This window comes from Luedemannella flava (assembly GCF_039528515.1).
GTDB lineage: Bacteria > Actinomycetota > Actinomycetes > Mycobacteriales > Micromonosporaceae > Luedemannella > Luedemannella flava.
This window is the reverse complement of sequence record NZ_BAAALT010000090.1, coordinates 1-25594: the sequence shown is the minus strand read 5'-3', so window position 1 is coordinate 25594 and position 25594 is coordinate 1. Positions and strand designations below refer to the sequence as shown.

General features: G+C 71.0%; 28 protein-coding genes and 1 other RNA gene. 17 read left to right on the top strand and 12 right to left on the bottom strand.

Translation table 11 applies throughout. The features are described from left to right. Positions 1 to 367 precede the first annotated feature (367 nt). A complete protein-coding gene (locus ABD211_RS16555) occupies positions 368 to 1846 on the top strand; it encodes an MFS transporter (protein ID WP_344132033.1) in 1479 nt (492 codons plus the stop codon). Positions 1847 to 1907: 61 nt separating this feature from the next. Here the strand turns inward: ABD211_RS16555 and ABD211_RS16550 are convergent, their stop codons facing one another. Continuing rightward, the gene (locus ABD211_RS16550; RefSeq protein WP_344132030.1) at positions 1908 to 2561 is read right to left on the bottom strand and encodes a bifunctional DNA primase/polymerase; all 654 of its coding nucleotides are present in this window, start codon (positions 2559 to 2561) and stop codon (positions 1908 to 1910) included. A gap of 209 nt (positions 2562 to 2770) precedes the next feature. Between ABD211_RS16550 and ABD211_RS16545 the strand changes: the two genes are divergently transcribed. The 7 genes from ABD211_RS16545 to mctP all read left to right on the top strand — a co-directional run bounded on the left by ABD211_RS16545 (position 2771) and on the right by mctP (position 9636). Next, positions 2771 to 3997, top strand: a complete 1227-nt coding sequence (locus ABD211_RS16545) for a helix-turn-helix domain-containing protein (RefSeq protein WP_344132027.1) — start codon at positions 2771 to 2773, stop codon at positions 3995 to 3997. Further along, complete coding sequence (locus ABD211_RS16540; protein WP_344132024.1) at positions 3994 to 4545, top strand: flavoprotein; 552 nt, start codon at positions 3994 to 3996, stop codon at positions 4543 to 4545. Before ABD211_RS16545 ends, ABD211_RS16540 begins: the two co-directional genes overlap by 4 nt. 52 nt (positions 4546 to 4597) lie before the next feature. After that, positions 4598 to 5455, top strand: coding sequence for a Nif3-like dinuclear metal center hexameric protein (locus tag ABD211_RS16535; RefSeq protein WP_344132021.1), 858 nt, complete (start codon positions 4598 to 4600; stop codon positions 5453 to 5455). After that, the gene (locus ABD211_RS16530) at positions 5452 to 6189 is read left to right on the top strand and encodes a zinc ribbon domain-containing protein (RefSeq protein WP_344132018.1); all 738 of its coding nucleotides are present in this window, start codon (positions 5452 to 5454) and stop codon (positions 6187 to 6189) included. Before ABD211_RS16535 ends, ABD211_RS16530 begins: the two co-directional genes overlap by 4 nt. A gap of 7 nt (positions 6190 to 6196) precedes the next feature. Beyond that, the gene (locus ABD211_RS16525; protein ID WP_344132015.1) at positions 6197 to 7378 is read left to right on the top strand and encodes a bifunctional RNase H/acid phosphatase; all 1182 of its coding nucleotides are present in this window, start codon (positions 6197 to 6199) and stop codon (positions 7376 to 7378) included. A gap of 426 nt (positions 7379 to 7804) precedes the next feature. Beyond that, positions 7805 to 8068, top strand: a complete 264-nt coding sequence (locus ABD211_RS16520; RefSeq protein WP_344132012.1) for a DUF3311 domain-containing protein — start codon at positions 7805 to 7807, stop codon at positions 8066 to 8068. 2 nt (positions 8069 to 8070) lie between these two features. Beyond that, the gene (gene mctP / locus ABD211_RS16515) at positions 8071 to 9636 is read left to right on the top strand and encodes a monocarboxylate uptake permease MctP (protein ID WP_344132009.1); all 1566 of its coding nucleotides are present in this window, start codon (positions 8071 to 8073) and stop codon (positions 9634 to 9636) included. On the opposite strand, the gene ABD211_RS16510 is transcribed toward mctP, so the two are convergent. The 3 genes from ABD211_RS16510 to ABD211_RS16500 all read right to left on the bottom strand — a co-directional run bounded on the left by ABD211_RS16510 (position 9618) and on the right by ABD211_RS16500 (position 11982). Next, complete coding sequence (locus ABD211_RS16510; RefSeq protein WP_344132006.1) at positions 9618 to 10016, bottom strand: MarR family winged helix-turn-helix transcriptional regulator; 399 nt, start codon at positions 10014 to 10016, stop codon at positions 9618 to 9620. The genes mctP and ABD211_RS16510 overlap by 19 nt on opposite strands. A gap of 207 nt (positions 10017 to 10223) precedes the next feature. Further along, positions 10224 to 11093, bottom strand: coding sequence for an AraC family transcriptional regulator (locus tag ABD211_RS16505; RefSeq protein ID WP_344132003.1), 870 nt, complete (start codon positions 11091 to 11093; stop codon positions 10224 to 10226). Positions 11094 to 11190: 97 nt separating this feature from the next. Then, on the bottom strand, positions 11191 to 11982 hold the full coding sequence (locus ABD211_RS16500; protein WP_344132000.1) for a sulfite exporter TauE/SafE family protein: 792 nt from the start codon (positions 11980 to 11982) through the stop codon (positions 11191 to 11193). Between the two features lie 28 nt (positions 11983 to 12010). Between ABD211_RS16500 and rnpB the strand changes: the two genes are divergently transcribed. Beyond that, positions 12011 to 12411: RNase P RNA component class A (gene rnpB, locus ABD211_RS16495), an RNA gene on the top strand. 1341 nt (positions 12412 to 13752) lie between these two features. Here rnpB and ABD211_RS16490 read toward each other — a convergent pair. From ABD211_RS16490 to ABD211_RS16470, 5 genes are all read right to left on the bottom strand, one after another. Further along, positions 13753 to 14007 carry a hypothetical protein gene (locus tag ABD211_RS16490; protein ID WP_344131997.1) on the bottom strand — a complete coding sequence of 85 codons (255 nt, stop codon included), beginning with the start codon at positions 14005 to 14007 and terminating at the stop codon, positions 13753 to 13755. 130 nt (positions 14008 to 14137) lie between these two features. Then, positions 14138 to 15334, bottom strand: a complete 1197-nt coding sequence (locus ABD211_RS16485; protein ID WP_344131994.1) for an NsdA family TPR-like regulatory protein — start codon at positions 15332 to 15334, stop codon at positions 14138 to 14140. A gap of 213 nt (positions 15335 to 15547) precedes the next feature. After that, the gene (locus ABD211_RS16480; protein WP_344131991.1) at positions 15548 to 16213 is read right to left on the bottom strand and encodes a hypothetical protein; all 666 of its coding nucleotides are present in this window, start codon (positions 16211 to 16213) and stop codon (positions 15548 to 15550) included. 50 nt (positions 16214 to 16263) lie between these two features. After that, positions 16264 to 17235 (bottom strand): AraC-like ligand-binding domain-containing protein, encoded by a 972-nt coding sequence (locus ABD211_RS16475; protein WP_344131988.1) that lies wholly within the window; start codon positions 17233 to 17235, stop codon positions 16264 to 16266. Between the two features lie 81 nt (positions 17236 to 17316). Further along, entirely contained in the window at positions 17317 to 17781 is a 465-nt protein-coding gene (locus ABD211_RS16470; protein ID WP_344131985.1) for a DUF4265 domain-containing protein, read from the bottom strand. Between the two features lie 237 nt (positions 17782 to 18018). On the opposite strand from ABD211_RS16470, the gene ABD211_RS16465 reads away from it, so the two are divergent. The 3 genes from ABD211_RS16465 (at position 18019) to ABD211_RS16455 (ending at position 20184) form a co-directional block, all read left to right on the top strand. Beyond that, positions 18019 to 18651: an HNH endonuclease family protein gene (locus ABD211_RS16465; protein ID WP_344131982.1), complete on the top strand. Its 633-nt coding sequence runs from the start codon at positions 18019 to 18021 to the stop codon at positions 18649 to 18651. A 106-nt stretch (positions 18652 to 18757) separates the two neighbouring features. Next, positions 18758 to 19372: a GmrSD restriction endonuclease domain-containing protein gene (locus ABD211_RS16460; RefSeq protein ID WP_344131979.1), complete on the top strand. Its 615-nt coding sequence runs from the start codon at positions 18758 to 18760 to the stop codon at positions 19370 to 19372. Positions 19373 to 19734: 362 nt separating this feature from the next. Beyond that, positions 19735 to 20184: a DnaJ family domain-containing protein gene (locus ABD211_RS16455; protein ID WP_344131976.1), complete on the top strand. Its 450-nt coding sequence runs from the start codon at positions 19735 to 19737 to the stop codon at positions 20182 to 20184. On the opposite strand, the gene ABD211_RS16450 is transcribed toward ABD211_RS16455, so the two are convergent. Continuing rightward, positions 20181 to 20798, bottom strand: coding sequence for a DUF2238 domain-containing protein (locus ABD211_RS16450; RefSeq protein WP_344131973.1), 618 nt, complete (start codon positions 20796 to 20798; stop codon positions 20181 to 20183). The two genes, ABD211_RS16455 and ABD211_RS16450, sit on opposite strands and share 4 nt — an antisense overlap. A 23-nt stretch (positions 20799 to 20821) precedes the next feature. On the opposite strand from ABD211_RS16450, the gene ABD211_RS33925 reads away from it, so the two are divergent. The 5 genes from ABD211_RS33925 (at position 20822) to ABD211_RS16430 (ending at position 24426) form a co-directional block, all read left to right on the top strand. Continuing rightward, positions 20822 to 21025, top strand: a complete 204-nt coding sequence (locus tag ABD211_RS33925; protein ID WP_425560427.1) for a cellulose binding domain-containing protein — start codon at positions 20822 to 20824, stop codon at positions 21023 to 21025. An 8-nt stretch (positions 21026 to 21033) separates the two neighbouring features. Further along, a complete protein-coding gene (locus tag ABD211_RS16445) occupies positions 21034 to 22698 on the top strand; it encodes a right-handed parallel beta-helix repeat-containing protein (protein ID WP_344131969.1) in 1665 nt (554 codons plus the stop codon). A gap of 103 nt (positions 22699 to 22801) precedes the next feature. Continuing rightward, positions 22802 to 23161 (top strand): WXG100 family type VII secretion target, encoded by a 360-nt coding sequence (locus ABD211_RS16440; protein WP_344131966.1) that lies wholly within the window; start codon positions 22802 to 22804, stop codon positions 23159 to 23161. 45 nt (positions 23162 to 23206) lie between these two features. Beyond that, positions 23207 to 23518: a WXG100 family type VII secretion target gene (locus ABD211_RS16435; protein ID WP_344131963.1), complete on the top strand. Its 312-nt coding sequence runs from the start codon at positions 23207 to 23209 to the stop codon at positions 23516 to 23518. 83 nt (positions 23519 to 23601) lie between these two features. Further along, entirely contained in the window at positions 23602 to 24426 is an 825-nt protein-coding gene (locus tag ABD211_RS16430) for an SseB family protein (RefSeq protein WP_344131960.1), read from the top strand. Here the strand turns inward: ABD211_RS16430 and ABD211_RS16425 are convergent. Both ABD211_RS16425 and ABD211_RS16420 read right to left on the bottom strand, forming a co-directional pair. Next, entirely contained in the window at positions 24344 to 25369 is a 1026-nt protein-coding gene (locus ABD211_RS16425; protein ID WP_344131957.1) for an SMI1/KNR4 family protein, read from the bottom strand. The two genes, ABD211_RS16430 and ABD211_RS16425, sit on opposite strands and share 83 nt — an antisense overlap. A 12-nt stretch (positions 25370 to 25381) precedes the next feature. Beyond that, on the bottom strand, positions 25382 to 25594 hold a 213-nt coding region (locus ABD211_RS16420), incomplete at its 5' end, for a hypothetical protein (RefSeq protein WP_344131954.1).

Genomic DNA, 25594 nt, shown 5'->3' with positions numbered 1-25594 from the left:
GACGGCCGCCGCGAGCGCGGCCGGGTCGGCCGGTGCCGGGCGGTCCTGACCCAGGGCCACGCCGGCGGCGCCCGAGGCGAGCACCACGAGGCTGAAAGCGCTGAGCGCAGCCCGGGGGGTGATCGGGCGGCGTCCCGCGCGTCGGTGAGCGGCCACGAGTCGCTCCCTTTCGGTTGGGGGCTGAGCGCCGGGGGTTGACGCACAGCTCCCCGACCTTGCCCGCGGTTGGCCGCGAGGGCCAAACGAACGGCCGACAATCGTGAACCATGTCACAGGCAATAGGTGAAACCGGGCTTTAAGGGTTCGAAACACGCCGTTCGTGTATCCGGCGGTTGCTTCGGGGACGGGCGGCGCGCACGATCTGCCCATGACGACGCCAAGGGACGTGACCAGCGGATCTCGCGCGCACCGCGCGTACTCCGTGGTGGTCTTCATTGTCCTGGCGTCGTTGGACAACGTGGCGATCGGTCTGGTGCCACCGCTCTACCGGCCCATCGCGGCCGACCTCGGAGTGTCCGAAAAGGTCGTCGGCGCGGTCACCGCGCTGAGCTACCTGGTCACCGCGATCGCGGCCGTCTGCTGGGCCTATCTCGGCGACCGGACGCGCCGCAAGCCGCTGCTCATGGTGGGCACCGTCATCTGGTCCGTCGGCATCGCGGCCACCGCGACCGTCGAGGACTACGCCGGGTTCCTCGCCGCGCAGCTGCTGGCCTCCGTCGGGCTCGGCGCCGTGGCGTCGGTGGGCTTCTCCGTCGTCAGCGACCTCATCTCGCCGCGCCGGCGCGGCCTCGTCATGAGCTTCTGGGGGCTGTCACAGGGCGTCGGCACGCTCGTCGGCACGCTGCTCGCGGGCGCGCTGGGCGCCACGCACTGGCGCGAGCCGTTCGGGCTGCTGGCGATCGTCGGCGTGGTCGCCACCGTCGCCTACCTGTTCACCTACGACACGCGCCGCGGGCAGAGCGAGCCCGCGCTGGCCGCCGTCTTCGCCGCCGGCGAGGACTACGACTACCGCATCACCCGCGCCGACGTGCCCGCGATCCTCGGGCGGCGCACCAACCGCTGGCTCATCCTGCAAGGGCTCACGGCGCAGGTGGTGTTCGGCTCGCTGGCCTGGCTGCCGCAACTGTTCCAGGCCCGCGCGCTGGACCTCGGCTACGCCGAGCCGACCGCGATCCGCATCGGCGCCATCTTCGCCACCATCTTCCAGCTCGGCGGCGCGCTGTCGATCCTCGGCGGGCTCGTCGGTGACCGGCTGCAGCGGCGTACTCCCCGGGGTCGTGCCCTGGTCGCGGCCGTGGGCATTCTCGCGGGCATCCCGTTCTACGTGGTGCTGTTCTTCCTGCCGCTGCGCCTGAGCGTCACCGCGGACGCCTCGACCGGCGAGATTCTCGGGTACGCGCTGGGCTCGCTGTTCACGGACCCGACCATGGCGCTGGCGTTCCTGGCGGCGGTGACCGCGCTCGCGCTGACGTCGGCCAACTCGCCCAACTGGTTCTCCCTCATCGCCGACGTGAACCCGCCCGAGCACCGGGGCACGGTCTACAGCCTCGGCAACCTGGTCAACGGCGTGGGCCGGGCGATCGGCAACAGCATGTACGGGGTGGTGCTGGGCGCCTTCGGCGGACCGTCGGGCGGCGCCCACGCGTACGCGACGGGGCTCGCGGTCTTCCAGGCGTTCTTCGTCCCGACCGGCGTCATGTACTACCTCGCGTCGCGCACGGCGCCGGGCGACATCGCGGCGGTCGACGCGACGCTGCGCGCGCGGGCACGGTCCACGTTGGAGTCCCAGGTAGCGCAGCGTAATGGTGACGTCGCTCTGGCCGATCGGCCGGTCGACGGTTCATAGATCGCCGTCCTACGGTGTGGAGGTGCTGACCGCGCCTGCATCTGCACGTGCGTCTGCCGCGTCACGCGGCGGGACGCAGTGCCCAGGCGGGCGCGGTGACCACGGGCGCGGGTCGGGCCGTCGGCAGGGCGCCGACGATCGCGTTCTGCACGGCGTAGGTCCACGGCAGGCGCCAGTCGACCGTCTCGGGCGCGACCTCCCAACGCACCCGCCCGAGCGGGGTGTAGGTGGGCGGCGCGGGCACCCACGAGCCGGCGCCGTGCAGCACCATGTCGACGCGGTTGGCCAGTTCGGGGCGCAGCCCGTCGCCGGGGGCCACGAAGAACATCCAGTGCCCGTTGGGATTGACCGCGACCGGCCCCGGTGGGGCCGAGCGCATCGCGACGGTGCCCAGCGCGGCGGGCACCTCGATCACGTCGAAGGCCGTACCGGTGGGGAACAGCACCGAGAACGCGGCCGACGCCCACCACTGTTCCAGTTCGTTCCTCTCATAGGGCGCGTCGCCGGGCCATCCGTCGATCGCGGGGTGGCAGGCGACCGTGGGGCACATGGGCCCGCAGCTGTAGCGGCCACGGTCCAGGAACGCGCCCGGTAGGACGGGCCAGTCGCGGTCGGCGTAGCGGAGCGCGGCGCGGCGCAGCACGGAGCGGCGGACGGCCTGCGGGGCGGGCCAGAGGCGGCGCGCGGACGGGGACATCACGGTCAGTCGTGGCATGGCGTCTCCTTGTAACAACTCGGATACGGCGGTCGACGACCGTCACCTCGAGGGCCGGCGGTCGTTCACTCGGGCAGATCCCGAATTGCAAGTTGCATAAGAAGTTACGAGCGACAGCCCGCACAGGCGCCACACAAACTGTGCGATCTCGCCACAATCAGCAAACTTCCCCCGCGTACCTCCGACACCGCACCGGAGAAGGACACGACATGGACGATCTGCCCATCGGACGCCGGGTGGCGTACTGGCGCAGCCGCCGACGCATCTCCCAGCAGGTCTTCGCCGACCGCCTCGGCAAGTCGAAGAGCTGGGTCGACAAGGTCGAGCGCGGAGTGCGCCGACTCGACAAGTACTCGGTGATCTACGAGATCGCCGACGTCCTGCAGATCGACATGCAGCTGCTCACGGGGCGCGACCCGGCCCGCCGCCCCGAGGACGTCAACTGCGTCGACCAGGTCGAGGTCGAGGAGATCCGGGCGGCGCTGGAGCGCTACGACCAGATCAGCCCGTTCTTCGACGCGCCCGTCGAGCTCGTCCCGCTGCCCGAGGTGCACAAGTCGGTCGTGCACGCCTGGTCGACCCTGCAGCACGCCAAGTACGGCGTGCTCGCGCGGTCGCTGCCCAAGTTGCTGCGCGACTGCCAGGCGCTGGTCTCCATCCACAGCGGCGACAACGGCCGCGAGGCGGCGTACCTGCTCTCGCAGGTGTACCAGGTCGCCTCCTCCACGCTGCGCAAGCTCGGCGAGCACGACCTCGCCTGGCTCGCCGCCGACCGGGGCCTGGCCTGTTCGCAGCGCTCCGGCGACCCGCTGCTCGTCGGCGTCGCCACCACCCGGATCGCGCTGTCGCTCATCGCGCTCGGCCGGTTCCGCGCCGCGCTGGAGATCAACGTCAACGTGGCCAACCGCCTCGTGCCGACCGGCGACCAGGCCACCGACCCGCGGCACCTGTCCGTCTACGGTCAGCTGCTGCTGCAGGGCACGATGGCCGCCGCCCGGATGGGCGACTCGGCCACCGTGCGCGACCTGCTCGCCGGCGCGACCGAGGCGGCCGCCAAGATGGGCGGCGACGCCAACCACTACTGGACCTGCTTCGGGCCCACCAACGTGGAGCTGCACCGGGCGGCCGCGGCCGTCGAGATGGGCGAGGGCGGCCGGGCGGTGGAGACCCACGTCGCGCTCAATCCCGACAACTTCGCCGCCATGCTGCCCGAGCGACGCGCGCACCACCTGCTTGACATCGCCCGGGGTTTCACGCAGGTTGGCGACGTGTCGAAGGCGAGCGAGATGTTGGTGGAGGCGGACCGCCTGGCCCCGTCCGAGATCCGGTGCCGGCCGCTGGCCCACGAGGTGATCTCCGATGTTCTCCGGCGCAGCCGGGGCACGCCCCCGACCGCCATCACCGAACTGGCCGGCCAGCTGAGCGTCCGCGCATGAGCCCAGTCCTTTACGCCATCGTGACGGGGTCGCCGGTGGCGCGCAAAGTGGGCGTACTCGTGGAGTTGGCGCAGGCGGCCGGGTGGCGGGTGTGCGTCGTGGCGAGCCCCGACGGCCGCAAGTTCATCGACGTGCCGGCGCTGGCGGCGCAGACCGGGTTCCCGGTGCGGAGCACCTTCAAGAACCCCGGCGAGCCCGACCTGCTGCCGGCCGCCGACGCCATCATCGTGGCGCCCGCCACGGCGAACACGGTCGCGAAGTGGGCCGTCGGCATCGCGGACACGCTCGCGCTCGGCCTCGTCATCGAGGCGCAGGGCAAGGGCACCGTGCCGATCGTGGCCGTGCCGTTCACCAACTCGGCCATGGCGGCCCACCCCGCGTTCAAGCAGGCGATCGCGACCCTGCGCGGCTGGGGCGGCCTCACCGTCCTGTTCGGCGACGACGTGCTCCCGCTCACCGCGGCCGGCATGGGCGAGGAGCTGACGGACCGCTTCCCGTGGAAGCTCGCCCTGGACGCGCTGCCGCCGGCCGCGTCGCTGGCGACCTGACGCCGACGCCGGTGGTGAGTACGGGGAGCGGGCGCTGGTAGCGTCGCCAGGCATGACGGTCGACGCGGCGGGGACGACGGTCGCTGACGTGGTTGCCGCCCTCGCGGGGTGGTATCCGCCGGAGTGGGCGGCGGACTGGGACCGGGTCGGCCTGGTCGTAGGGGAGCCGTCGGCCCCGGTGACGCGGGCGCTGCTGGCGGTCGACTGCGTGCCCGAGACCGTCGACGAGGCGGTCGAGGCCGGCGCCGACATCATGATCGTGCACCATCCGCTGCTGCTGCGCGGGGTGTCCAGCGTGGCCGCCACGACGTACAAGGGAACGATCGTCCACCGGCTGATCCGGTCCGGCATCGCCCTGCTCGTCGCGCACACGAACGCCGACGTGGCCAACCCGGGCGTGTGCGACGCGCTCGCCCAGCGGCTGAAGCTGACCGACCTGCGGCCGCTGATCCCGGACGGCCCGCCCGGCGTCGGCACCGGGCGCGTCGGCGAGCTGCCCCGGCCGATGACGCTGGCCGAGCTGGTCGAGTTCGCCGCCCTCCGGCTGCCCGCGACACCGGGTGGCGTGCGCGCGGCCGGCGATCCGGAGCAACCGGTGCGCACCCTCGCCGTCTGCGGCGGGGCGGGCGATCCGTTCCTGGCCGCCGCGGCGGCGAGCGCCGCGGACGCGTACCTCACCTCCGACCTGCGCCACCACGTCGCCAGCGAGCACCTCGCCGCGGGCGGGCCGGCCCTGCTCGACGCGGCCCACTGGGCCACCGAGCGCCCGTGGCTGGACCTGCTGGCGGGCCAGCTGGCCGACGCCCTCCCGATCGCCACGGTCGTCAGCGACCTCCCGACCGACCCCTGGACGCTGCACGTGCCCGCTGCTATATACAAGCCGACCACTGCAAAGGAGCCGCGCCCGTGAAGGCCGACCCGGACGCCCAACGCCGACTGCTGGACCTGCAGGCGATCGACACGACGCTCGCCCAGCTGGCCCACCGCCGGCGCACCCTGCCCGAGCTCGCCGAGCTCGACGCGCTGGCGCGGAAGATCGTGGGGTTGGAGGACGAGCGGGTGAAGGCCCAGGTGGGCGTCGACGACCTCGACCGGGACATCGCCCGGCTGGAGCGCGACATCGACCAGGTGCGCGCCCGCGCGGACAAGGACCGCGCCCGCCTTGACGCGGGCACCGGCCCGGCCCGCGAGCTGGAGGCGCTGCAGCACGAGCTGGCCACGCTCAGCCGCCGGCAGGGCGAGCTGGAGGACGCCGAGCTCGAGCTGATGGAGCAGCGCGAGGCGGCCGACGCCGCCCTGGCCGAGGTCACCCAGCGGGTCACCGCCACCCGCGACGAGCGCGACGAGACCGAGCGCCGGCGCGACGCGTCCTTCGCGGAGATCGACAAGGAGGCGGCGTGGAAGTCCGCGTCGCGGGCCCCGCTCGCCGCCGACCTCCCCGCCGACCTGGTCGCCCTCTACGAGAAGATCCGCGAGTCGACCGGCATCGGCGCCGCGCTGCTGCGGGCGGGCCGCTGCGGCGGCTGCCGCCTGGAGCTGTCCGGCTCCGAGAGGGCGCGGGTCAAGGGCACCGCCGCCGACGAGGTGGTGCGCTGCGAGGAGTGCGGGCGCATCCTCGTGCGTACGGAGGAGTCCGGCCTGTGAGGCGGCCGTGGCGCGCCGCCTGAAGGTCATCGTCGAGGCCGACGGGGGAGCCCGCGGCAATCCCGGCCCGGCCGGGTACGGCGCGGTCGTGCGCGAGGCCGCGACGGGCGAGGTGCTGGTCGAGCGCGCGGCCGCGATCGGGCACGCCACCAACAACGTCGCGGAGTACTCGGGCCTGATCGCGGGGCTGAAGGCGGCCGCGGACCTGGGCGCCGTCGACGTCGAGGTGCGGATGGACTCCAAGCTGGTCGTCGAGCAGATGGCCGGCCGCTGGAAGATCTCCAACCCGACGCTGCGCGTTCTCGCGGCGCAGGCGGCGGTGCTGGTGAAGCAGTTCGACACGGTCCGTTTCGCGTGGATCCCCCGCGCCCAGAACGCGGCCGCCGACGCGCTGGCCAACGCCGCCATGGACGGCAGGATCCCCGACGACGCGCGCGAGCTGGGTGAGCTGATCGGGTCCACCGGGCCGCAGGTGTCCTGGGCGCCGCCGGCCGACGTCGGCGCGGCGACCCGGCTCATCCTCGTCCGTCACGGGGAGACGGCGCTGACCGCCCAGCGCCGGTACTCGGGCCGCGGCGACGTGCCGCTGTCCGCGATCGGCCGCGACCAGGCGCGCGCCGCCGCCGCCCGCGTCGCCGAGCTCGCGAACGGCACGGTCGACACGCTGATCACGTCGCCGCTGGGCCGCTGCCGGCAGACCGCCGAGATCATCTCGGCGGCCGTCGGCATGAGCCCCATCGCCATCGACCAGGACCTCATCGAGTGCGACTTCGGCGAGTGGGAGGGCCTGACGTTCGGCGAGGTGCGCGACCGGTGGCCGGACGAGATGTCCGCGTGGCTGTCCGACCCCGCCATCGCGCCGCCGGGCGGGGAGTCGTTCCGCGACGTCACCACCCGGGTGCGCCGCTCGGCGTCGGCGCTGTTCGCCAGCTATCCGGGCCGCACGGTCGTGCTGGTCAGCCACGTCACGCCGATAAAGCTGATCCTGCGCGACGCGCTGTCGGCGAGCGACGCGTTCCTGCACCGGCTGTTCCTCGACGCGGCCGGCATCTCGCTGGTGGACCGCTGGCCCGACGGCGGCATCGCCGTGCGGACGGTCAACGACACCGCCCACCTCGCGGCGCTCGGCTCAGCCGACCGCGCCGAGGTGGAGCCCGAGCCAGAGGGCGGCGACGCCACCGACGAGTGACGCCGGCAAACCCAGGACGAGGAGCAGCAGACCCAGGGCAAGCGCGGTGATCACCGCGAGACCATACCCGCGCCCAACCACGCTCCCGGCGCCGCCGGCGACCGCAAGCTACGCGATTCGATCCCGGTGGGGTGGGCGGTCGGCCCGGCCATAGTCGACTTCTGCACCGATGGGCGAGCCGGATAGCCGCCAAAGGTCGACTTGTGCGCCGCCGAACGGGGTGGATGGCCGCCACGAGGCGACTTTGTAGTGTTGATCACGGAAATGACCGGTTGGCGCAGGGATGGGGGCGTTGGGCGCGTCGTATCCGCCGTTGGGCGATGGCGGGAACGATGGGCGGGTGGCGTGCGTCACCGCGGCGTAGCGTCCCATCCGCCGTGATCGATGTCGGTCGACATCGACGTTTCCGACCCCGGAGGAGCGCCAATGGCCCCAGAGGATGCCGAGCCGAACGATCGCAACCCCTGGTACCTGCTACTGCTGATCCCCGTCGTCGTACCGATGCTGGTTTTCATCTACAACGACAATGAGCCGCGCCTGTTCGGGTTCCCCCGGTTCTACTGGCTGCAGCTGGCGCTCATCCCGCTCAGCGTCCTGGTGACGCTCGCGGTCTACCGGCTCACCCGCTCGCCGGCCGACGACACGCCGACCGAGACCGATCCCACCGTCGACGAGCTGGGCGGTGAGTGACCGTGGGTGAGCACACTACCGAGATCGTCATCTCGACGACGCTGTTCCTGCTGGTCAGCATCATCGGCTTCGTCGCGGCACGGTGGCGGCGGCCGCCGACCCTGCTGCACCTCGACGAGTGGGGCCTCGGCGGGCGCAACTTCGGCTCCTGGATCACCTGGTTCCTCATCGGCGGCGACATCTACACGGCGTACACGTTCGTGGCCGTGCCGGCGCTGCTGTTCGGGGCGGGCGCCATGGGCTTCTTCGCCGTGCCGTACACGATCATCGTGTACCCCCTGGTGTTCCTGTTCCTGAGCAAGCTGTGGACCGAGGCGCACAAGGGTGGGCACGTCACCCCCGCCGACGTCGTCCGGCAACGGTCCGGGTCGTCCACCCTCGCGCTGCTCGTGGCGATCACCGGCATCGTGGCGACCATGCCGTACATCGCGCTGCAGCTCGTCGGCATCGAGGCCGTGCTCAAGGCGATGCACGTGCCGGGCAGCTGGCCGCTGATCGCGGCGTTCGCGATCCTGGCGGCGTACACCTACCAGTCCGGGTTGCGGGCGCCGGCGCTCATCGCGTTCGTCAAGGACTTCCTCATCTACGCGATCATCATCGTGGCGGTGATCTGGATTCCGGCCAAGCTCGGCGGCTGGGACGTGATCTTCGGCGCCGCCGAGAAGAAGTTCGCGGCCACCGGCGCGACCCTGCTCAACGCGGGCAACCAGTGGCAGTACATCACCCTGGCGTTCGGGTCGGCGCTCGCGCTGTTCCTGTATCCGCACAGCGTCACCGGGGTGCTCGCGTCGCGCAGTCGCGACGTGGTGCGCCGCAACATGACCGCCCTCCCGGCGTACTCCCTGCTGTTGGGTCTTATCGCGCTGCTGGGTTACATGGCGATCGCCGCGGGAGTGAAGCCCATCGTCACGGACGGGAAAGCGGACGCCAACACGGTGGTCCCGGTCCTGTTCGACCAGATGTTCCCCGACTGGCTGGCGGGCATCGCGTTCGCGGCGATCGGCATCGGCGCCCTGGTGCCGGCCGCCATCATGTCGATCGCGGCCGCCAACCTGTTCACCCGCAACATCTACAAGGAGTACCTCAAGCGCGACGCGACCCCGGCGCAGGAGGCCTCCGTCAGCAAGCTCGCCTCGCTGGTCGTCAAGGTGGGCGCGGTGGCCGTCATCCTGCTCATCGACCCGCAGTTCTCCATCGACCTGCAGCTCATCGGCGGTGTGATCATCCTGCAGACGCTGCCGGCGGTGGGGCTCGCGCTCTACAGCCGCTGGTGGCACAAGGCCGGGCTGATCGCCGGCTGGGCGGTCGGCATGGCGCTGGGCATGTGGATGCTCTACCAGATCCCCAACGCCGTCACGAAGCGCGAGCACTTCGGCGGGTCGGCGTTCCCGCTGGCCAAGTGGTTCGATCCTGCTTTGGTGGGCCTCGACCCCAAGACGGCCGTCTACGTCGGGTTCATTGCGGTCCTCGCGAACATCGCGGTCGCGGCGCTGGTCACGGTCGTCGTCCGCGCGCGGTCCGCGCCGGCGGCGGCGCTCTCAGAAGAACCTCAGCGGGTACGGACGTAGTCGTCCAACGTCTCGTTGAGCTTGGTCAACAGGCGGGCCAGCTCGGCGCGCTCGTCGTGGGGCCACCCGGCGAGGAGCTGGCGGTACAGCTCCTCCCGGGCGGCCCGCACGCCGTGCATGCGGCGCAGTCCGACCGGGGTCGGCTCGACGATGGTGACCCGGCCGTCGCCCGGGTCGCGCTGGCGGCGCACTAGGCCGTCGCGCTCCATCGCGGTCACCTGCCGGGTCACGGTCGAGCCGTCGAGGCCCAGCGACTCGGCCACGGACGTCACCGACTGGGCGCCGGCCCCGTCGAGGCGGCGCAGGATCAGGTACGCCGCGCGGTCCAGGGTGCGGTGCGGGGCGCTGCCGGAGCGGCGGGTCGCCTCGGCGCGGCGCATCAGGACGGCGATTTCAGTCTCGATCGTCCCGATCGGATCGGCTGCGTTCGGTTCGCGTGTTCCCGCAGAATCCATAGCGAGATCTTGGTCGGTGTCCGTGGTTCGGGCAACAGGAGGACCGGTTTGTTTTAGGCCGATTCCATTATTGCGGCCGCCGCTCCCCAGCTGGACCTCAGCCTGGTCCCAGCCGGTTCCCAGAGCGGACTCCTACGCCGGTTCGACCGGCAGCCAGAGCTCGCAGGTCGCGGTGCTGAAGTCGGCCGCCCGCTCGAGGACCGCGACGATCGACGGACCCGGCCGCAGGCGCCACGGGTTGGACGGGAACCACTCGGTGGCGGTCGCGGCCCACGTGGCCTGCAGGGCCTGCGGATGCGGCCCCGCGGTCCGGAAGACCGCCCAGCGGCCGGCCGGGACCTCGATGGTGTCGAGGTCGTCGGGGGTCGCCGTCTGCGGGGAGATGGCGACCCCGTGGAGGTAGGTGAGCTCGCTGCCCTCGGTGGCGTCCGGGTCGACATCGTCGCTGACCGCGAGCAGGCCCGCCGGCTCGGCGTTGCCGAGCGCCTTCAGGCGCAGGTGCTCCGCCATCGGCAGCGCGGCGATGTGCTGCTGGATGTGCGGGTTGACGCCGTGGTGGATCAGCGGCACGCGGGCGGCGTGGCCCACGAGCCGGAACGCGGGGTGGTCGACGATACGGACGTCCATGCGGGTACTCCCTTCGACGGTCAGGCGGAACCTGAGCTGCGGTTGTGTGCGAAGGGGGCCGCCGTCGCGGCGGACCTCACCCGGGCCGGCGCCGTGGACCGCCCGGAACGCCCGACCGAACGCCTCGGTCGACCCGTACCCGTGCCGGACGGCGATGCTCAGCAGGTCCTCGTCGCCCCGGACGACGTCGGCGGCGGCGACCGTCATGCGGCGGCGGCGCACGTACTCCGACAGCGGCATGCCCGCCAACGACGAGAACATCCGCCGGAGGTGGTGCTCGGTCGTGCCGAGCGCCCGGGCCACGTCGTTGACGTCGAGGTCCTCGGTGAGGTTGTCCTCGACAAGGTCGACGAGCCGGTTGAGTGCCGAGATCATGAGGCCTCCTTCCGCCCTCAACCCTGGCTGACGGCGCACCGGCTGCGCCCGATCGCTGCGGTCCGATCCGATCGTGTCGTGGCCGCCACCTCGGGTCTCAGCCGAAGGCGCGCCATCCGAGGATCAGGCCGACGGCCGTGCCGAAGGTGACGATCACGGCGCGGAGCACGCGGGGGTCGAGGCGCCGGCCGACGCGGGCGCCCACGTACCCGCCGACAAGCGTCGCCGGGGTGAGCACGGCCACGGACGCCCAGTGCACCGGGCTGCCGGCCGCGGTGCCGAACGCACTGAACACGGCGATCGTGACCAGGCCGATGACGACCGACAGCGAGTTCTTCAGCGCGGTGACGCGGATCAGCGTCTCGTCCATCACCAGCCCGATGAGCGCGACCAGGATGATGCCGACGGCGGCGCCGAAGTACCCGCCGTACACGGCGGACAGCCCTACGGCCGTGTGCAGGGTGGCTGTTCTTCGGGTTCGCGGCAGCTCATGGGGGTGTCCAACGAGGTTCTTCAGCCGCTGCTGGAACGCCAGCACGGCCACCGCGCCGAGTACGAGGAAGGGCACCACCTTGTCGAACGCGGTCGCCGGGGTGAGCAGCAGCAGGGCGCACCCGGCGACGGCCCCGACGGCGGCCGTGAGCGCGAGCGCCCTGACGCTCTTCCCCTGGCTTCTTTCGAGCGCCCGGTGGTCGGGCCAGGTGCCCACCGCCGACGAGGCGTACCCGGCCGAGACGGCCACCGAGTTCGTGACGTTTGCGACAACGGACCCTAAACCGGTCGCGACCAGCGCCGGATAGGTGATCAGCGACCCGCCGCCGGCCACCGAGTTCACCACTCCGGCGCCGACACCGGCCCCGAGGAGCAGCAGTACGTCGGTGAGATCCATCGCGACGTAGCATGGCAGGCGCGACGGACGAGTCGGCCGGGCGGTCGCGTCGGTGCTGTTCCTCGGGACAGCGCCGCCGAGGAACGTCCGGGCTCCACAGGGCAGGGTGGTTGTTAACGGCAACCCGGGGTGACCCGCGGGACAGTGCCACAGAAAACAGACCGCCGGGGGATCACACCCCCGGTAAGGGTGAAACGGTGGGGTAAGAGCCCACCAGCACCCTGGGTGACCAGGGTGGCTCGGTAAACCCCACCCGGAGCAAGGCCATAAGGGCGTCCCCTCGGGGATGCCTGCGCAGGCGTTTGAGGGCTGCCCGCCCGAGCTTGCGGGTAGGCCGCTAGAGCCTGTCGGCAACGGCAGGCCGAGATGGATGGCCGCCACCGCGCCCTAGGCGCGGAACAGAACCCGGCGTACAGGCCGACTCGTCCGTCGCCTTCCTGGTTGAGGGCGGATCACGCGCATCTACCAGCGGTTATCGTCGGTGCTCGATGGTTGTCGTCGGTCGACATTGGTCGGCGTCAGACGTCCTGACCGCGTCCTGACGTCCTGGAGACGTCCTGATCATGGGCCACCGTGGTGCGTGCGATCTTGTCCTCATGGAGCCATCCCGTCACCGTCGACCCACCCAGGGCCGGTCTGCTCGGCTTGTGGGGGTCGATGGTGACGGGATGGCGGCCATCTCGGATCCCGAGGCTCCCGCCGGAGGCACCGCCTGTGTCTCGCGGCCGTGGAAGGGAGCGGCGGTCGCGCCGCGACCGGTGCGGCGGGAGCAACGGTCTGTATCACGGCGGACATACGAAATTGCAATTGCCAAGAAAAATATCGTGCCAACGTGCCGGGAAATAATCCATCGAATGGCAACCTAGAAACTCCTTGTAGAGAACCTTCGGCACAAGGCATCTTCAACATCCTCCGCCATCCCAAAGTATGGGATGGCGGAGGATCGTTTGGTTCTCGCGCGCCTCTCGATCGTCCGCCCGATCGGATATTTCCGACGGCACGGTCGACGCTAGCCAGTTATAGCTTTCGATATGGTCCGACGCTTGTGATCTGCGTCACCGGACATGGGGGCGGACGTCAGATGGGCAAAGCGCCGGCAAAGATCACGCTATCTACGCTGTTCAAGACGTGTTTTGGGCGGCGAACTCTTGGCAGAAGTGCGGCAGTCCGGTGGACATAACAATCGATAGATGTTCATGCCGCTCGACACCCTGTCGCATGTCTGAAGCTCAAGACGCGACGCGCCTCCCAACGCGCGCAATCCCGTGCCGGCCACCAAACAGGGCGGCCAAAAATAACTGTCGTGCTGGCTTGCATATGCCGTATGGGATCGTCTGAGATAGACCAGGCATGGGAGAGCAGTCGTCTTCGACAGACTGCAAGCGGCGCCCGGCTGGTACCCGGACGCCGCTGTGACTCCGCTATTAAGTCCTCGGTCTAGGAGTCGAAGTGACCTTAGCAAGTCGGCGTTCGCCGAACAACGATCGGAACGACGGCACGCGTTCGGTATTGGCCCAGTTGCCGGCGCTATTGACGGCCACGGCTGGCCTCGTCGGCGCGGTGACGGCGCTTTTGGCACTGTGGTTCAAGTAGCAAGTAGGCTGCCGCCCGCTCGCGCATAGGCCCCCGGGCCGGCTGCGCGGGGCGGGCGGCAGCGCCGCGCTTGCGCGGCGCCTTGATTTAGAACAGGCAGATTCGGCAGTAGGTGGGCTGAGGTGGCGAGGATAGGACGGTGTCCATGTTGCCTCCGTCGCCCGCAGGTCGACGAGCTCACCATGGGATCCGCTGGTTACTCGGCCACCGCGCGGGCGCCTGGCGCAGTCGTAGCGCGAGCAGAAGGCCGCGGGCTGCCAGTCGGCTGGGTGCGCATGGCCATGCGACGCTGACGCGGCACGTGACGCAGCACGCCGTCGAGTCCGGCTGGTGCGCGATTCGGATGGCCTGCGCCATCCGCCACACCAGCGGGTGGGCGCCTTCGGGCGGATCGGCCGGCGGGTTGTCGAGGTCGAACGGGGCGATGAACATGCTGTCCTCCTCCACGGTGGGTGGGCACGGCGGCTGGGCCTGCTGGATCATCCAGCCGCCGCACCCGTCCCCGTAGCCTCCCCGTTACGGCACGTGATCACCGGTAGGTGGCTGTCCCCCGCTGTCCCCTTCAGAACGCGTGGATGCGTTCGCCCAGCTCGCGCGCGACCGGATCGTTGGTGTACGGGGCGGCGGCAAGGATCTCGGCGATGCGGGCCAGGCGTTTGCCGATCCAGGAGAGCTTGCGGTCCTCCGGCAGGTCGAGGATCGGCGCCAGTGCGGCAACGGCACCCTCGAGCTGGTGTAGCTGCAGCCGCGCGGTCGCCAGGTACACCCGTGCCAGTGCCTCGTCACCCATGGACCGCTCATGCGGATCGCTGACCTCCCACAACCCGATGGCGCGCAGCGACTCCGTCTGGGCGTGCTCCGCGTCGTCGCGGTGGTCCAGCCAGATCAGCGTGGACCCGGAGTAGTAGGCCAGCTTGGCGGCGGAGAACCCGAACAGGCCGTCCGCCGGGGTGTGCTCGCGCCCGTGTGCGTCGGCCGCGGCGGTCAACTCACGGCGGGCGGCAGGTCCGTCTCCGATGTTGGCGTGCGACTGGGCCTGGCCGCATAGCAGCCGGGCCTGTGCGGCTCCGTCGTGGGCGTAGTGCATGCCGTCGCGGGCGTACGTCAGGGCCTTGCCGTAGCCGGACCCGAACCGGCAGATGAGGCTCTGCGTGCCGCGCACCCAGGCGCGCAGCCCGTGGTGATCGATAGTGTCGGCGCACTGCCATGCGGCACGCGCGTGGCCGGCGGCAGCCGCCGCGTCGCCCAGGTCGAGGGCGGCGTACGCAAGCACGCCCGACATGTGTCCGAGGGCCAGCAGCAGATCGGTCTCCTCGGCCGCGCGGGCGCGTCCATGTAGCCGGGGCAGAACAGCCATAGCGGTGCGCCGCAGCTGGGTGGCCTGTCGCAGCATCTCGTCGGGCGGGCTCGAGAGGTAGTCGACCGACAGCTGGTGGGCACCGAGCGCGGCGGCGTCGAGCGCGTCAACAACCTGCCCACCGCACAGCAGTTCGACCAGTCGGGCCGAATCGCGGGACGCGGCAGCACCGTCGGAGCCGGCCGGCTCGTTGATGTAGCCGACCAACTCGCCGTCAGCGGCCAACGCGTCATCAATGCGGGCCGCCGCCTCGAGCGTCGGGGACTTCGCCCCAGTCGCGAGCGCGTGCAGGTAGGTCTTCGCGTAGTAGGTGCGCGCGGCCAGCACGCGGTAGGAAACTGCGCGTTCCGCGAGGAGATCGCGCATGCGCTCGGCAAAGCGCGGATCGACCGTGCGCGCCATGGTGGGAGCCATCCCTGGTCAGCGGTCAGAGGCGGCGCCTCACCGGTCGCCACAACCGTTGGGTCGCCGTGCCACCACCGTACGCGGAACCGGACATCAGGGCACGGATACCTGTAGGTCCAGGGAACTCCGTGCGTGTTATGCCCGTAACAGTCGGAAGGGGCGTGGTCACCGTGGCCACGTCGACAATCGTTTCATCGCCGTGTTCGCCGGTCACCCGTTGGCCAGGGTTGCCTTGATCTCGATCGCCTTGCCGTCGTTGCTGACCGTGATGATCAGAGTTTGGCCGTCGCGGAGGTATGTCGTCCCGCTGTCGGTGACCGGTCCGGACGGCACCCAGCGGTGGGCGCTCAGCCTCGCGCGGACGTCGGCCAGCACGGTCTGCGTCGCGGCGTCATCGCCGGCACCCACCCCGACGAGGATGGCGTGACAGGCGCCGTCGCGGTCGCCGGTGCCGATCTCCCCGTTGGCGGGCAGGGCACCGAGCTCGGTCAGCGCGGCACGGTCATCGTCGGAGCACGCCCGATCGGCGTTGGCCACGCCGCGGTCATGGGCCACGCCGCCGAACACCGCGGAACCGAACACCACGACCGCGACCGCCACCACTGACCCGATGAGCACGGAGAGGACGCGGCCGCGCCAGCGCCCGGGCCAGCCGAGCGTCAGGCCGAGCCACGTCAACGGCACGACCACGATGGAGATCAATGCGATCAGTGGGGCGAACGTCAATCCGCGCGAGACGATATCGGCGGTCAGGCCGCCGTACTCCTTGGTGAAGTCGTAGATGCCCCAACCGGCCGCGGCGGCGACCAGAGCGGCGGGCACGAGCAGTGTCGCGCCGAGCCATGGTTTCCCGGGGCGTACCGGCTCAGTGGTCATGGCGGTGGACGCTAACAGGCTGTCCAAAGTTCCACCGATCCTCTCAACGGTCAGTCGTGGGTGTGTCGGTCGCGGTAGGTCGACGGGCTCACGCCGTACGCCGTTTTGAAAGCGCGGGCGAGCGAGTGCTCGCGCATGCCCCACCGGCCCGCGATGGCCGCGATCGGGCGGGCGGCCAGGGCGCGGTCGGCGAGGTCGCGTCGGCAGTGTTCGAGCCGGCGGGCGCGGATCCAGCCCGCGACGCTGAGGCCCTGCGCCTGGAAGAGCCGGTGCAGGGTGCGCGGCGACACGTGGTGCGCGGCGGCCACGGTCGCCGGGTTGAGGTCAGGGTCGTGCAGTTGGCTCTCCATAAAGGACAGGATGCGGGCGAACAGCGCGCGTTCGCGCGACTCGGGCGGGAGCGCCGCCTCGGCGTCGAGCCGGCGGGCGATCATGTGGCTGATCAGGTCGAGCGTCACAGTCGACAGGCGCACGCTGTCGGCCGGGTCCAGGCGGCCGGCGTTAGCCAGGAGGGCCTGCAGGTGGCACGAGACGATCGCGGTGAGGGCGTCCGCGCCGGACAGCTTGGTCGCGATGACGTCGCGTACCCGGCGGGCCGGGAGGGGAAGCACGGCGGTCGGGATGACAACCACCACCGCGGACTCGCGCTCGAGCGTGACATCGGTGCGGGTCTGGAGGGGGTGGGAGCTGTGGTACACCGTCATGTCGCCCGGACGGATGATCACCTCGCGGCCGTCCTGGGTCAGCCACTGGTCGCCGGCCTGGCTCAGCACGACGTGGTACACGTCGGGATCGGAACGCCGGATGAGCCGTGGCGGTCGGCGGACGTTGAGTGGCGGGTGCCGCAGGCTCATCAGCTCGACAGGGCCGACCGCCACCTGGTGGATCGTGGCGTCGAAGTCGGCCTCGTGTGCCGTGCGCACCTCGATCGGCATCGCCGTCTGGGTCAGCAGTTCGATCCAGAAGCCGAACCGCTCCGGCGGAGCGAGCGCCGCTGTGGAGATCAGAGCATTCGTCTGCACGAGCATTCACCCCGCGTGACCGCGCACGGGTGCATTATGGCGAACTATCGAGCTCTGTATCAACGTCGATCTGTGTCGCGTTCAGGCGCCGGTCCACCAGTCGAGTGGCTTGTTGTCCTCGTCGTAGACGTTGCCGTACTCCCAGACGCCCCCATGCTCTTCGGTCCACTGGTCGAGGACGGCCTGGAGGTCCGGGAACCCGGCCGTGACCGGCGCGGTGATCACGACGAACCGGCGGTCGCCCGGGGTCTCGACCAGGCCGTCGAGGTCGCCGATGCGGTGTCGCAGGGCCTCGACGCTGGCTTCGGACAGCGGTTCGGTCGGGTACACCCTCAGGCAGAGGTTGCCGCCGCGCTCGAGAACCTCGAACGTGCCGTCCTCCGCCACCCGGATACGGTCGCCGGCCGCGCAGCCGTAGGTGAACATCGGGCTGCCGTCGACGAGGTAGACGTCGTGCCCCAGTCGGGTCGCCGGGAGTTCCTCGAGCCTCGGCTGCCCGGTCTCGGAAACCTCGGCGAGCAGGCGGACATGATCGTGGTCCTGCATGGCGGGATTGTCGCATCGGCACGTTGTCCGACGAGCCGAGGTATCGCGACGCGCAGTCCGGTAGGCGGGGTGTGGCGAATTCGGACTACATAGCGACCCGTAATCGCCACGGCACGAATTGTTTCCGAATTGAACATGTAGTTGGTTCACGTATTTGAGAAAGTCCGTCTGTCCCCGCCATGCCCCCTGCCGGATGTCCCCCCACCCGGCCATGGCGGCGACAGTTGGGAGTCCGCTGTGAACCGCGCAGTCAGGGCCGCCGCCGTGCTGGTGGCGGCCACCTCCGTGATCCTCGCTCTCACCCCGGGCGCCGTGCAGGCGACGCCGCCCAACATCCCCTCGGCCACCACGGCGGCGAGCCGGCTCGCCACGCTCACCGTCGCGCCCGAGTCGCACTCGTCGACCTACAACCGGGACCTGTTCCCGCACTGGATCACGATCACCGGGTCGTGCAACACGCGCGAGCAGGTGCTCAAGCGCGACGGTACGAACGTCGTGGTCAACAGCAGCTGCACGCCGACGTCGGGCAGCTGGTACAGCCCGTACGACGGGGCGACCTGGACCGCCGCGAGCGACGTGGACATCGACCACATGGTGCCGCTCGCCGAGGCGTGGGCGTCCGGTGCCTGGGCGTGGACCACCGCCAAGCGGCAGACGTACGCGAACGACCTCGGCGGGCCCGAACTGTGGGCTGTCACCGACAACGTGAACCAGTCGAAGGGTGACAAGGACCCGGCCGAGTGGCAGCCCTCGGTCAGCTCGTTCCGGTGCACCTACGCCCGCGCCTGGATCCAGGTGAAGTACTACTACGCCCTGTCCGTGGACAGCGCCGAGAAGTCCGCCCTGCAGGCCATGCTCAACACCTGCTGACCGGTGTGGACCGGGCCGGGGATGGGCTTGCCGCCGCACCCCGGCCCGACGGAATTGCGTAACTCAGGCCGCCGCGATCGGGTTGACTCGTACTGAGGAACCCGACATGCGCCTTCAGTGGATACCCATCGCCGTGGTGCTGGCCGTCGTCACGCCCAGCGTCGCCCAGGCAACGCCGCCCAACGTCCCGCCGGCCGACGCGGCCGCGGACCGGCTGGCCGCCCTCACGGTGACGGCCGAGTCCAACGCGGCGACGTACGACCGGACCCTGTTCCCGCACTGGATCACGATCTCCGGCGCGTGCAACACCCGGGAGGAGGTGCTCAAACGCGACGGAACGAACGTCGTGGTCAACAGCAGTTGCACGGCGGTCTCCGGCAGCTGGCACAGCCCGTACGACGGTGCGGTCTGGACCGCCGCGAGCGACGTGGACATCGACCACATGGTGCCGCTCGCCGAGGCGTGGGCGTCCGGCGCCTGGGCGTGGACCACGGCCCGCCGGCAGGCGTTCGCGAACGACCTCAGCGGCCCCCAGCTGTGGGCGGTCACCGACAACGTCAACCAGTCCAAGTCCGACCGGGACCCGGCCGAATGGCAGCCCTCGCTGGCCGCCTTCCTGTGCACCTACGCACGCGCCTGGATCCAGGTGAAGTACGACTACGACCTGTCGACCGACCCGGCCGAAAAGTCGGCCCTCCAGACGATGCTCACCACCTGCTGAGCCGTCAAGGAGTTTCGTTTCTTTCGAATTTGCGCTAGCTGCTGGTTGGGAGAACGGAGATCGCCATGCCCGCCGCTGTCGCCGAACGTACCGTGCTGCCCCCCGACGAACCCCTGGATGACCTCGTTGACCTGGTCCGCCGGATAGCGGTGGATCAGCGTGCCGAGCTGGTCGGCCCGGACGGAAGCCGGCTGACGCTGCCGACCGAGATCTCGACGCCATCGTGGAGGTGTCGGAGGAGAGCGACGCGTACCGGAAGTCGTCCGCACCGGTGCGGACGAGGTAGGGCGAATGACGTTCCCGGTTGTCCTGGACACGGAGGAGCGTCGAGCCGTCTGACCACCCTGACGGACAATGGGTGGGTGGGGGCGGATGAGGTGCGGTTCGAGTCGGTGGTCGACCGGCAGATACGGCTCGCGGCTGAGCGGGGCGAGTTCGACAACCTGCCGGGTGCCGGAAAACCGCTGCCCAACTGGGGCGGGCAGGACGACGAACTCTGGTGGATCAAGGACTACCTGCGCCGTGAGGGCCTGACCAGCGAGGCGATGCTGCCCAGCTCGCTGCGGTTGGCGCGGGACGTGGAGCGGCTGCCCGAGCGGGTGCGCACGATGCTCTCCGAGCAGAACGTGCGCGAGGCGGTGGCCGAGTTGAACGACCGGATCGCCGCGTACCGGCACACGCCCACCGAGCCGTTCGTCCCGCTGGCGCCGGTCGACGCGGAGGCCGCTGCTGAGCACTGGCGCGCGTACCAGAAGACGCCGCCGGAGGCGCCCGCCGCCGAGCGGAAGAAGCGACGCTTCGGTTGGCGTTAGGTCGCTGGCGTCGGCCGCGGCTCGGGCAGTGCCGCCAGCTGGCGGTCGTGGACGCGGCTCAGCGTCAGGAGGGCCGTGATGGCGCCGATGCCGGCGAGGAACATGTCCCACTGGGTGTCCCACTTGTCGCCCTGGGTGGCGAGGAAGTCGTCGGTGGCCGACCCGCCGATCAGCGAACCCCACCACTCGAGCATCTCGAAGAACGAGCTGAACGCCAGGCAGGCGCAGACGACCAGCGGCGCGAGCCAGCGGCTGCCGCGCAGCGGGGACAACCGCACGAGCAGCTCGCGGACCAGGATGGCGGGCACGAAGCCCTGCGCGAAGTGGCCGAGCCGGTCGTACGGGTTGCGGGACAGGTCGAGCGCGTCGCGCACCCAGTTGCCCAGGGGCGTGCGGGCGTAGGTGTACATCCCGCCGTAGATGAGGATCAGCGCGTGCACCGCCAGCAGGCAGCACAGCAGGGTCGTCAGCGGGAACCGGCGCCACGTCGCGAGCAGCAGCGGCACGGCCAGGACGATCCAGAACGTCTCCAACAGCCAGGTCAGCCGGTCCGCCGTGGCGATGCCGGTCACGACGAACGCGGCCAGCACGATCCCGAGCAACACGCGACGCATGGACAGCGATCCTAGCGGGGGCCTTGGCTCCGGTCAGCGCCGCGAACGCCTCCTGGAACGGCACCATCGCCGCCGGCGGGACGGCCTCGTTCGGTTTCCTCGCGTCGTACCCGACAAGCAACAGCAAGCGACGGCGCGACCACGCCCGGGGCGCGCGGCCGGTAACCTTCCCTGCGGGAGGGCGGCCCGCCGGCGCGCCCCGACGTGTCGAGTCTGAGCGAGTTTGAGCGGGGCCATGGCGTACACACTCACTGTCTCTGCCCAGCGCGCGGGCGCCTATCCGACGCTGCGCGACGCCCTGGAGGTCGCGCCCGACGAGAGCGTCATCGCGGTCGAGCCGGGCACCTACCGCGAAACGGTCGCCGTGCGCGGTCGCCGCCTGACGATCGCCGCCGCCGGCGAGGGCCAGGTCGTCATCGACGGCACGGGCGCGTTCGGGCCCGCGGTGGCCGGCCACGGCGCCGAGCTCACCCTCCGCGGCCTCACCCTCAGATCAGGGGAGTACGCCGCGGTGAGCGCGGCAGGCGGCCGGCTGACCATGGAGAACTGTGAGGTGCAGGCGGGCTTCGCGGCCGGCGTGAGCGTCACCGACGGCGCGCAGGTGCACGCCACCAGGGTGACCGTGGTGGCCGGCCAGCACGGCTTCGTCATCGAGGACGCCGGTGGCCTGCTCGACACGTGCGAGGTCCGCGACGTCGGCGACGACGGGGTCATCGTGCGCCTGGGCGCCGACCCGACGCTGCGCAACTGCACGATCACCCGCTGCGGCTACCGGGGCATCTACGTCTACCAGGCCGGCCGGCCCACCATCGAGCGGTGCGAGGTGTCGCACACCGCCGACGCGGGGATCTCGGTGGCCCACGCCAGTGCGCCCACCATCGTGGCCAGCTCGGTGCACGACACGCAGGGGCCCGGGGTGTTCTTCGCGCGCGGTTGCGGCGGTTCGGTCACCGACACCCGCGTCGAGGGCGGCGTGCGCGTCGAGGAGGGCGCCACCCCCGAGGTGCGCGAACTGGCCGCGGGCTCGTTGGCGCCGAAGGCCGGCGTCGCCGCGGCCGCCGCGAGCAACCAGCCGGACACCGAGCAGGTCGACAAGCTGCTCGCCGACCTCGACACGATGGTGGGCCTGGCCGGCGTCAAGGGCGAGGTGCGCACCCTCATCGACGAGATCCAGGTCAACGAGTGGCGGCGCAGCTCCGGGCTCGCCGTCGGCGCGGCGAGCCACCACCTCATCTTCACCGGCGCCCCGGGCACGGGTAAGACGACGGTGGCGCGCCTCTACGGCAAGCTGCTCAAGGGCCTGGGCGTGCTGCCGGGCGGCGAGTTCAAGGAGGTCAGCCGACGCGACCTGGTCGGGCAGTACATCGGTCACACCGCCGAGAAGACCACCAAGGTTTTCGAGGAGGCGATGGGCGGCGTGCTGTTCATCGATGAGGCGTACACGCTGTCGCGGTCGTCCGGCGGCGGCGCCGACTTCGGCCAGGAGGCCATCGACACGCTGGTGAAGCTCATGGAGGACCACCGCGACAGCATCGCGGTGATCGTCGCCGGGTACACCGCTGAGATGGTGGAGTTCCTGGCGGCCAACGCGGGTCTGGCGTCCCGGTTCGCCAAGACGCTGGAGTTCGAGAACTACAGTCCGGCCGAGCTCGTGCGCATCGTGCGGCGCATCGCGCAGCAGGACGACTACCGCCTCGGCGAGGGCCTCGACGACGCGCTGCTCGAATGGTTCTCCACCATCGAGCGGGACCAGAACTTCGGCAACGCGCGCGAGGCGCGCCGCCTGCTGGAGGGCATGCGCAAGGCGCAGTCCAGCCGGCTGCGCGCGCTGGGCCGCATGCCCTCGCGCGACGACCTGCTGGGGCTGTCTCTCGACGACCTGCTCGTCGCGACCCGCTGAGCCGTGATTTGCGGCAACGGGGTAGCTTGCAGGCAATAGATAGCACTAAGTTCGAGCAACGGGACGCCCCTCACGGGGGCACGTACGAATCGGGGTGAACGGCTTGACGACCACTCCTGGTGTGGGTTCGGTCCACGCCACGCAGCAGCAACTGACCGCCATGGCACAGAAGTGCGAGGAGACGGGCCAGAGCCTCGCCAGCGGCATGGCCCAGCTCATCCAGCGCATCGAGTCGCTGTCGGGCACGGCCATGGCCGGCGCCGCCAACAACGCGCTGCAGGGCGCGTCGGTTCAGCTCAACGAGGGACTGAAGAAGATCCTCAACGCGCTCGACGAGCTGGCCGGCAAGATGAGCAACGCCTCCAGCCAGTTCGGCGTGCACGACGAGGACGCGGCGAACGAGATCAAGGCAGCGGCCGCCGCCACCGGCGACAGCAGCGTCATGAGCATTCTCCGGGGCTGACGCCCACCTTTCCCGTCGGCATTTTCTACACGAGGTGGATAAGACATGAGCGGGCCCAGCTACGGCGCGGACGGCAACATCACCTACAACTTCGCGGCCATCTCCGACGTGGCCTCGGCGATCGGCACCTACCAGGGCGCGATGGACGGCGCCCTGCAGGAGCTCTACACGCAGTTCACCCAGCTGTTCGCCCAGGACTGGCAGGGCGCGGCCGGCGAGGCCTGCGACGAGGCGCGGCGCAAGTGGAACGAGGGCGCCGCGGAGATCAAGGCCGCTCTCGGCCAGGTCGGTCTCAAGCTCGGTGCCTCCGCCGAGCGCATGCAGGAGCTCGACCGGAGCATCGCGGCGAGCATGTGACCTGAAGGTCTTCAGGGGTGCCGTCCCGTCGGGGCGGCACCCCTACGCGTCCGCATGCACCTCGAAACGACGGGGGAGACCCTTTGGCCTCCGAGTGGGTTCCAGCCAACGACACCGAACACGCGCTCGCCGCCGCGCTGCGTGACGATGTCATGGAGGAGTACGTCGCGCGGCTGCTGACCGCCACGCTGTATCTGCCGTCCGGGCCCGATCCGGCCGCCACCGACCTGCTCACCTTCACCGTCGGCGACGAGCGCTACCTGATGGCGTTCACGTCGCCCGACGCGTTGGCGCGCCAGCTGCGGGGCGTGCCGGCGTTCCGCACCACCACGTGCGCCGAGCTGGTCGAGAAGTGGCCCGATGAGACGTGGCAGCTCGCCATCGACCCGGGCCTGCCCATCCAGGCGTACCTGCCGGTGGACGTGCTGGCCGGCGTCGGCGCCGTCGAGCTGGCCCGCAACGAGGTGGAGGACGAGCTGGCCGCGGCCGTGGCCGCCGAGGACCTGCGCGCGGCGGTCGCCGCACTGCTGCTCGCGACCGTGTTCGTCCCCGTCGCGGAGCCGACCGGGGCCGCGCCCGGCGACCCCGACTTCCCCTGGGCGCCCGTGGACGTCGACGGCCCCGCGGTGGTCGCCTTCACGTCGGCGGCGCAGCTGGACGACCTGCTGTCCGACGACGCGTTCCTGCTGGAGCTGCCGTTCGTGGACCTGGTCATGGACTGGCCCGACCCGCAGTGGCGACTCGTGGTCAACCCCGCGTCGGAGCTGGAGGTCACCGTCACCGGCGAGGAGATGGGCGCGGTGCTCGACCTCGCCGCCGAGCTGGTCAGTGCTGCGGGCCCGGAAGCTGACCCCACCAGTGGGGGCGACGCGCCCGCGGCAGCCCTTGGCCGGCCGACTCCGGGCTGACCAGCCCCACCCGGCCGGCCCGGATGTTCTCGGCGGCCTCGACCAGGTAGCGGTCCGGCACGGGCGTGAGCGTGGCGAAGAACGAGCCGATGTCGTCCGCGCACCGGACCAGCAGGTCGCGGCAGATCACGCCCGGGCCGTAGCGGTCGTCGTCGGCCGCGTCGTCGTCATCCCAGTACCAGATGGAGCCTGGCGCCGTGCCGCGCAGCTGGGTCAGCAGCAGCCCGCCCTGCACGGGCGCGATCACCAGGTAGTCGTCGGTGAAGCGGTCGCCGAACCACAGGCTCGCGTACGCCAGGTCGGCCATCCGGTCGTCAGCGGCGAAGCCGAAGAACGGCTGGTCCACCAGGAAGCCCCGGGCGGGGTGCACGCCCGGGTCGGGCAGCGGGCCGTTGGTCTCGCGGACGAAGTCGCGGAACGACGGCGGCAGCGCGAACCCGAACCATTCCTCGGCCCGGGCGAGGGCGTCCTCGGTCACCGAGCCGCGGGCGTCGGCCCGCACCGGCGGGCTGGTCAGGTGGGCGAGGCCGTGCAGGCCGCGCGCGGCGGTGCCCGGGCGCAGGCCGCTCACGCCGCCCCGGTGCCGGAACGCCCGGTGCAGCTCGGCCGGGACCAGCGCGAGATCGCGGGTGCCGCCGAGGTGCGCCCACACCCAGCTCTCCGGGGTGCGGTCGGCCGCGATGGGCGTCTCCGTGCGCGAGAGCGCCTCGGCGAGCAGCAGGTTCGCGGTCACGACGTCGCCGAGGCGGATCTCGTCGAGCGTACGGTCGGCGGGCGCCGGCGCGAGCCGGATCACCGCCGACGCGTACGGGATCCAGTCGGGGTGGCCGGCCAGGTTGATGTAGACGCCGTAGCGGAAGCGCACCCGCAGCGGCGGCGGGCGCAGGTGCACGATCCGGCCGGCCAGGCCGGAACCCACCGGCATGCTGGTGCTCAGGTCCACCTCCCGGGCCGCCTAGTTCGCGCCGAGGGTGGGCCGCGGCTCGGCCCGGTAGACCGGCTCCTCCGTGCGGTTGCCGAGCACCGAGCCGCCCGGCGTCTCCACGGTGAACGCCTCGTCGCCGACCACGCGCTGCTCGGACTCGGCCGCGGGGCGGCCGTCCGCGTGCATGCGGCGGGCGCCGAGGTCCTCGCCGGCGTTGGCGGCACCGCCGGCCGCCAGGCCGCT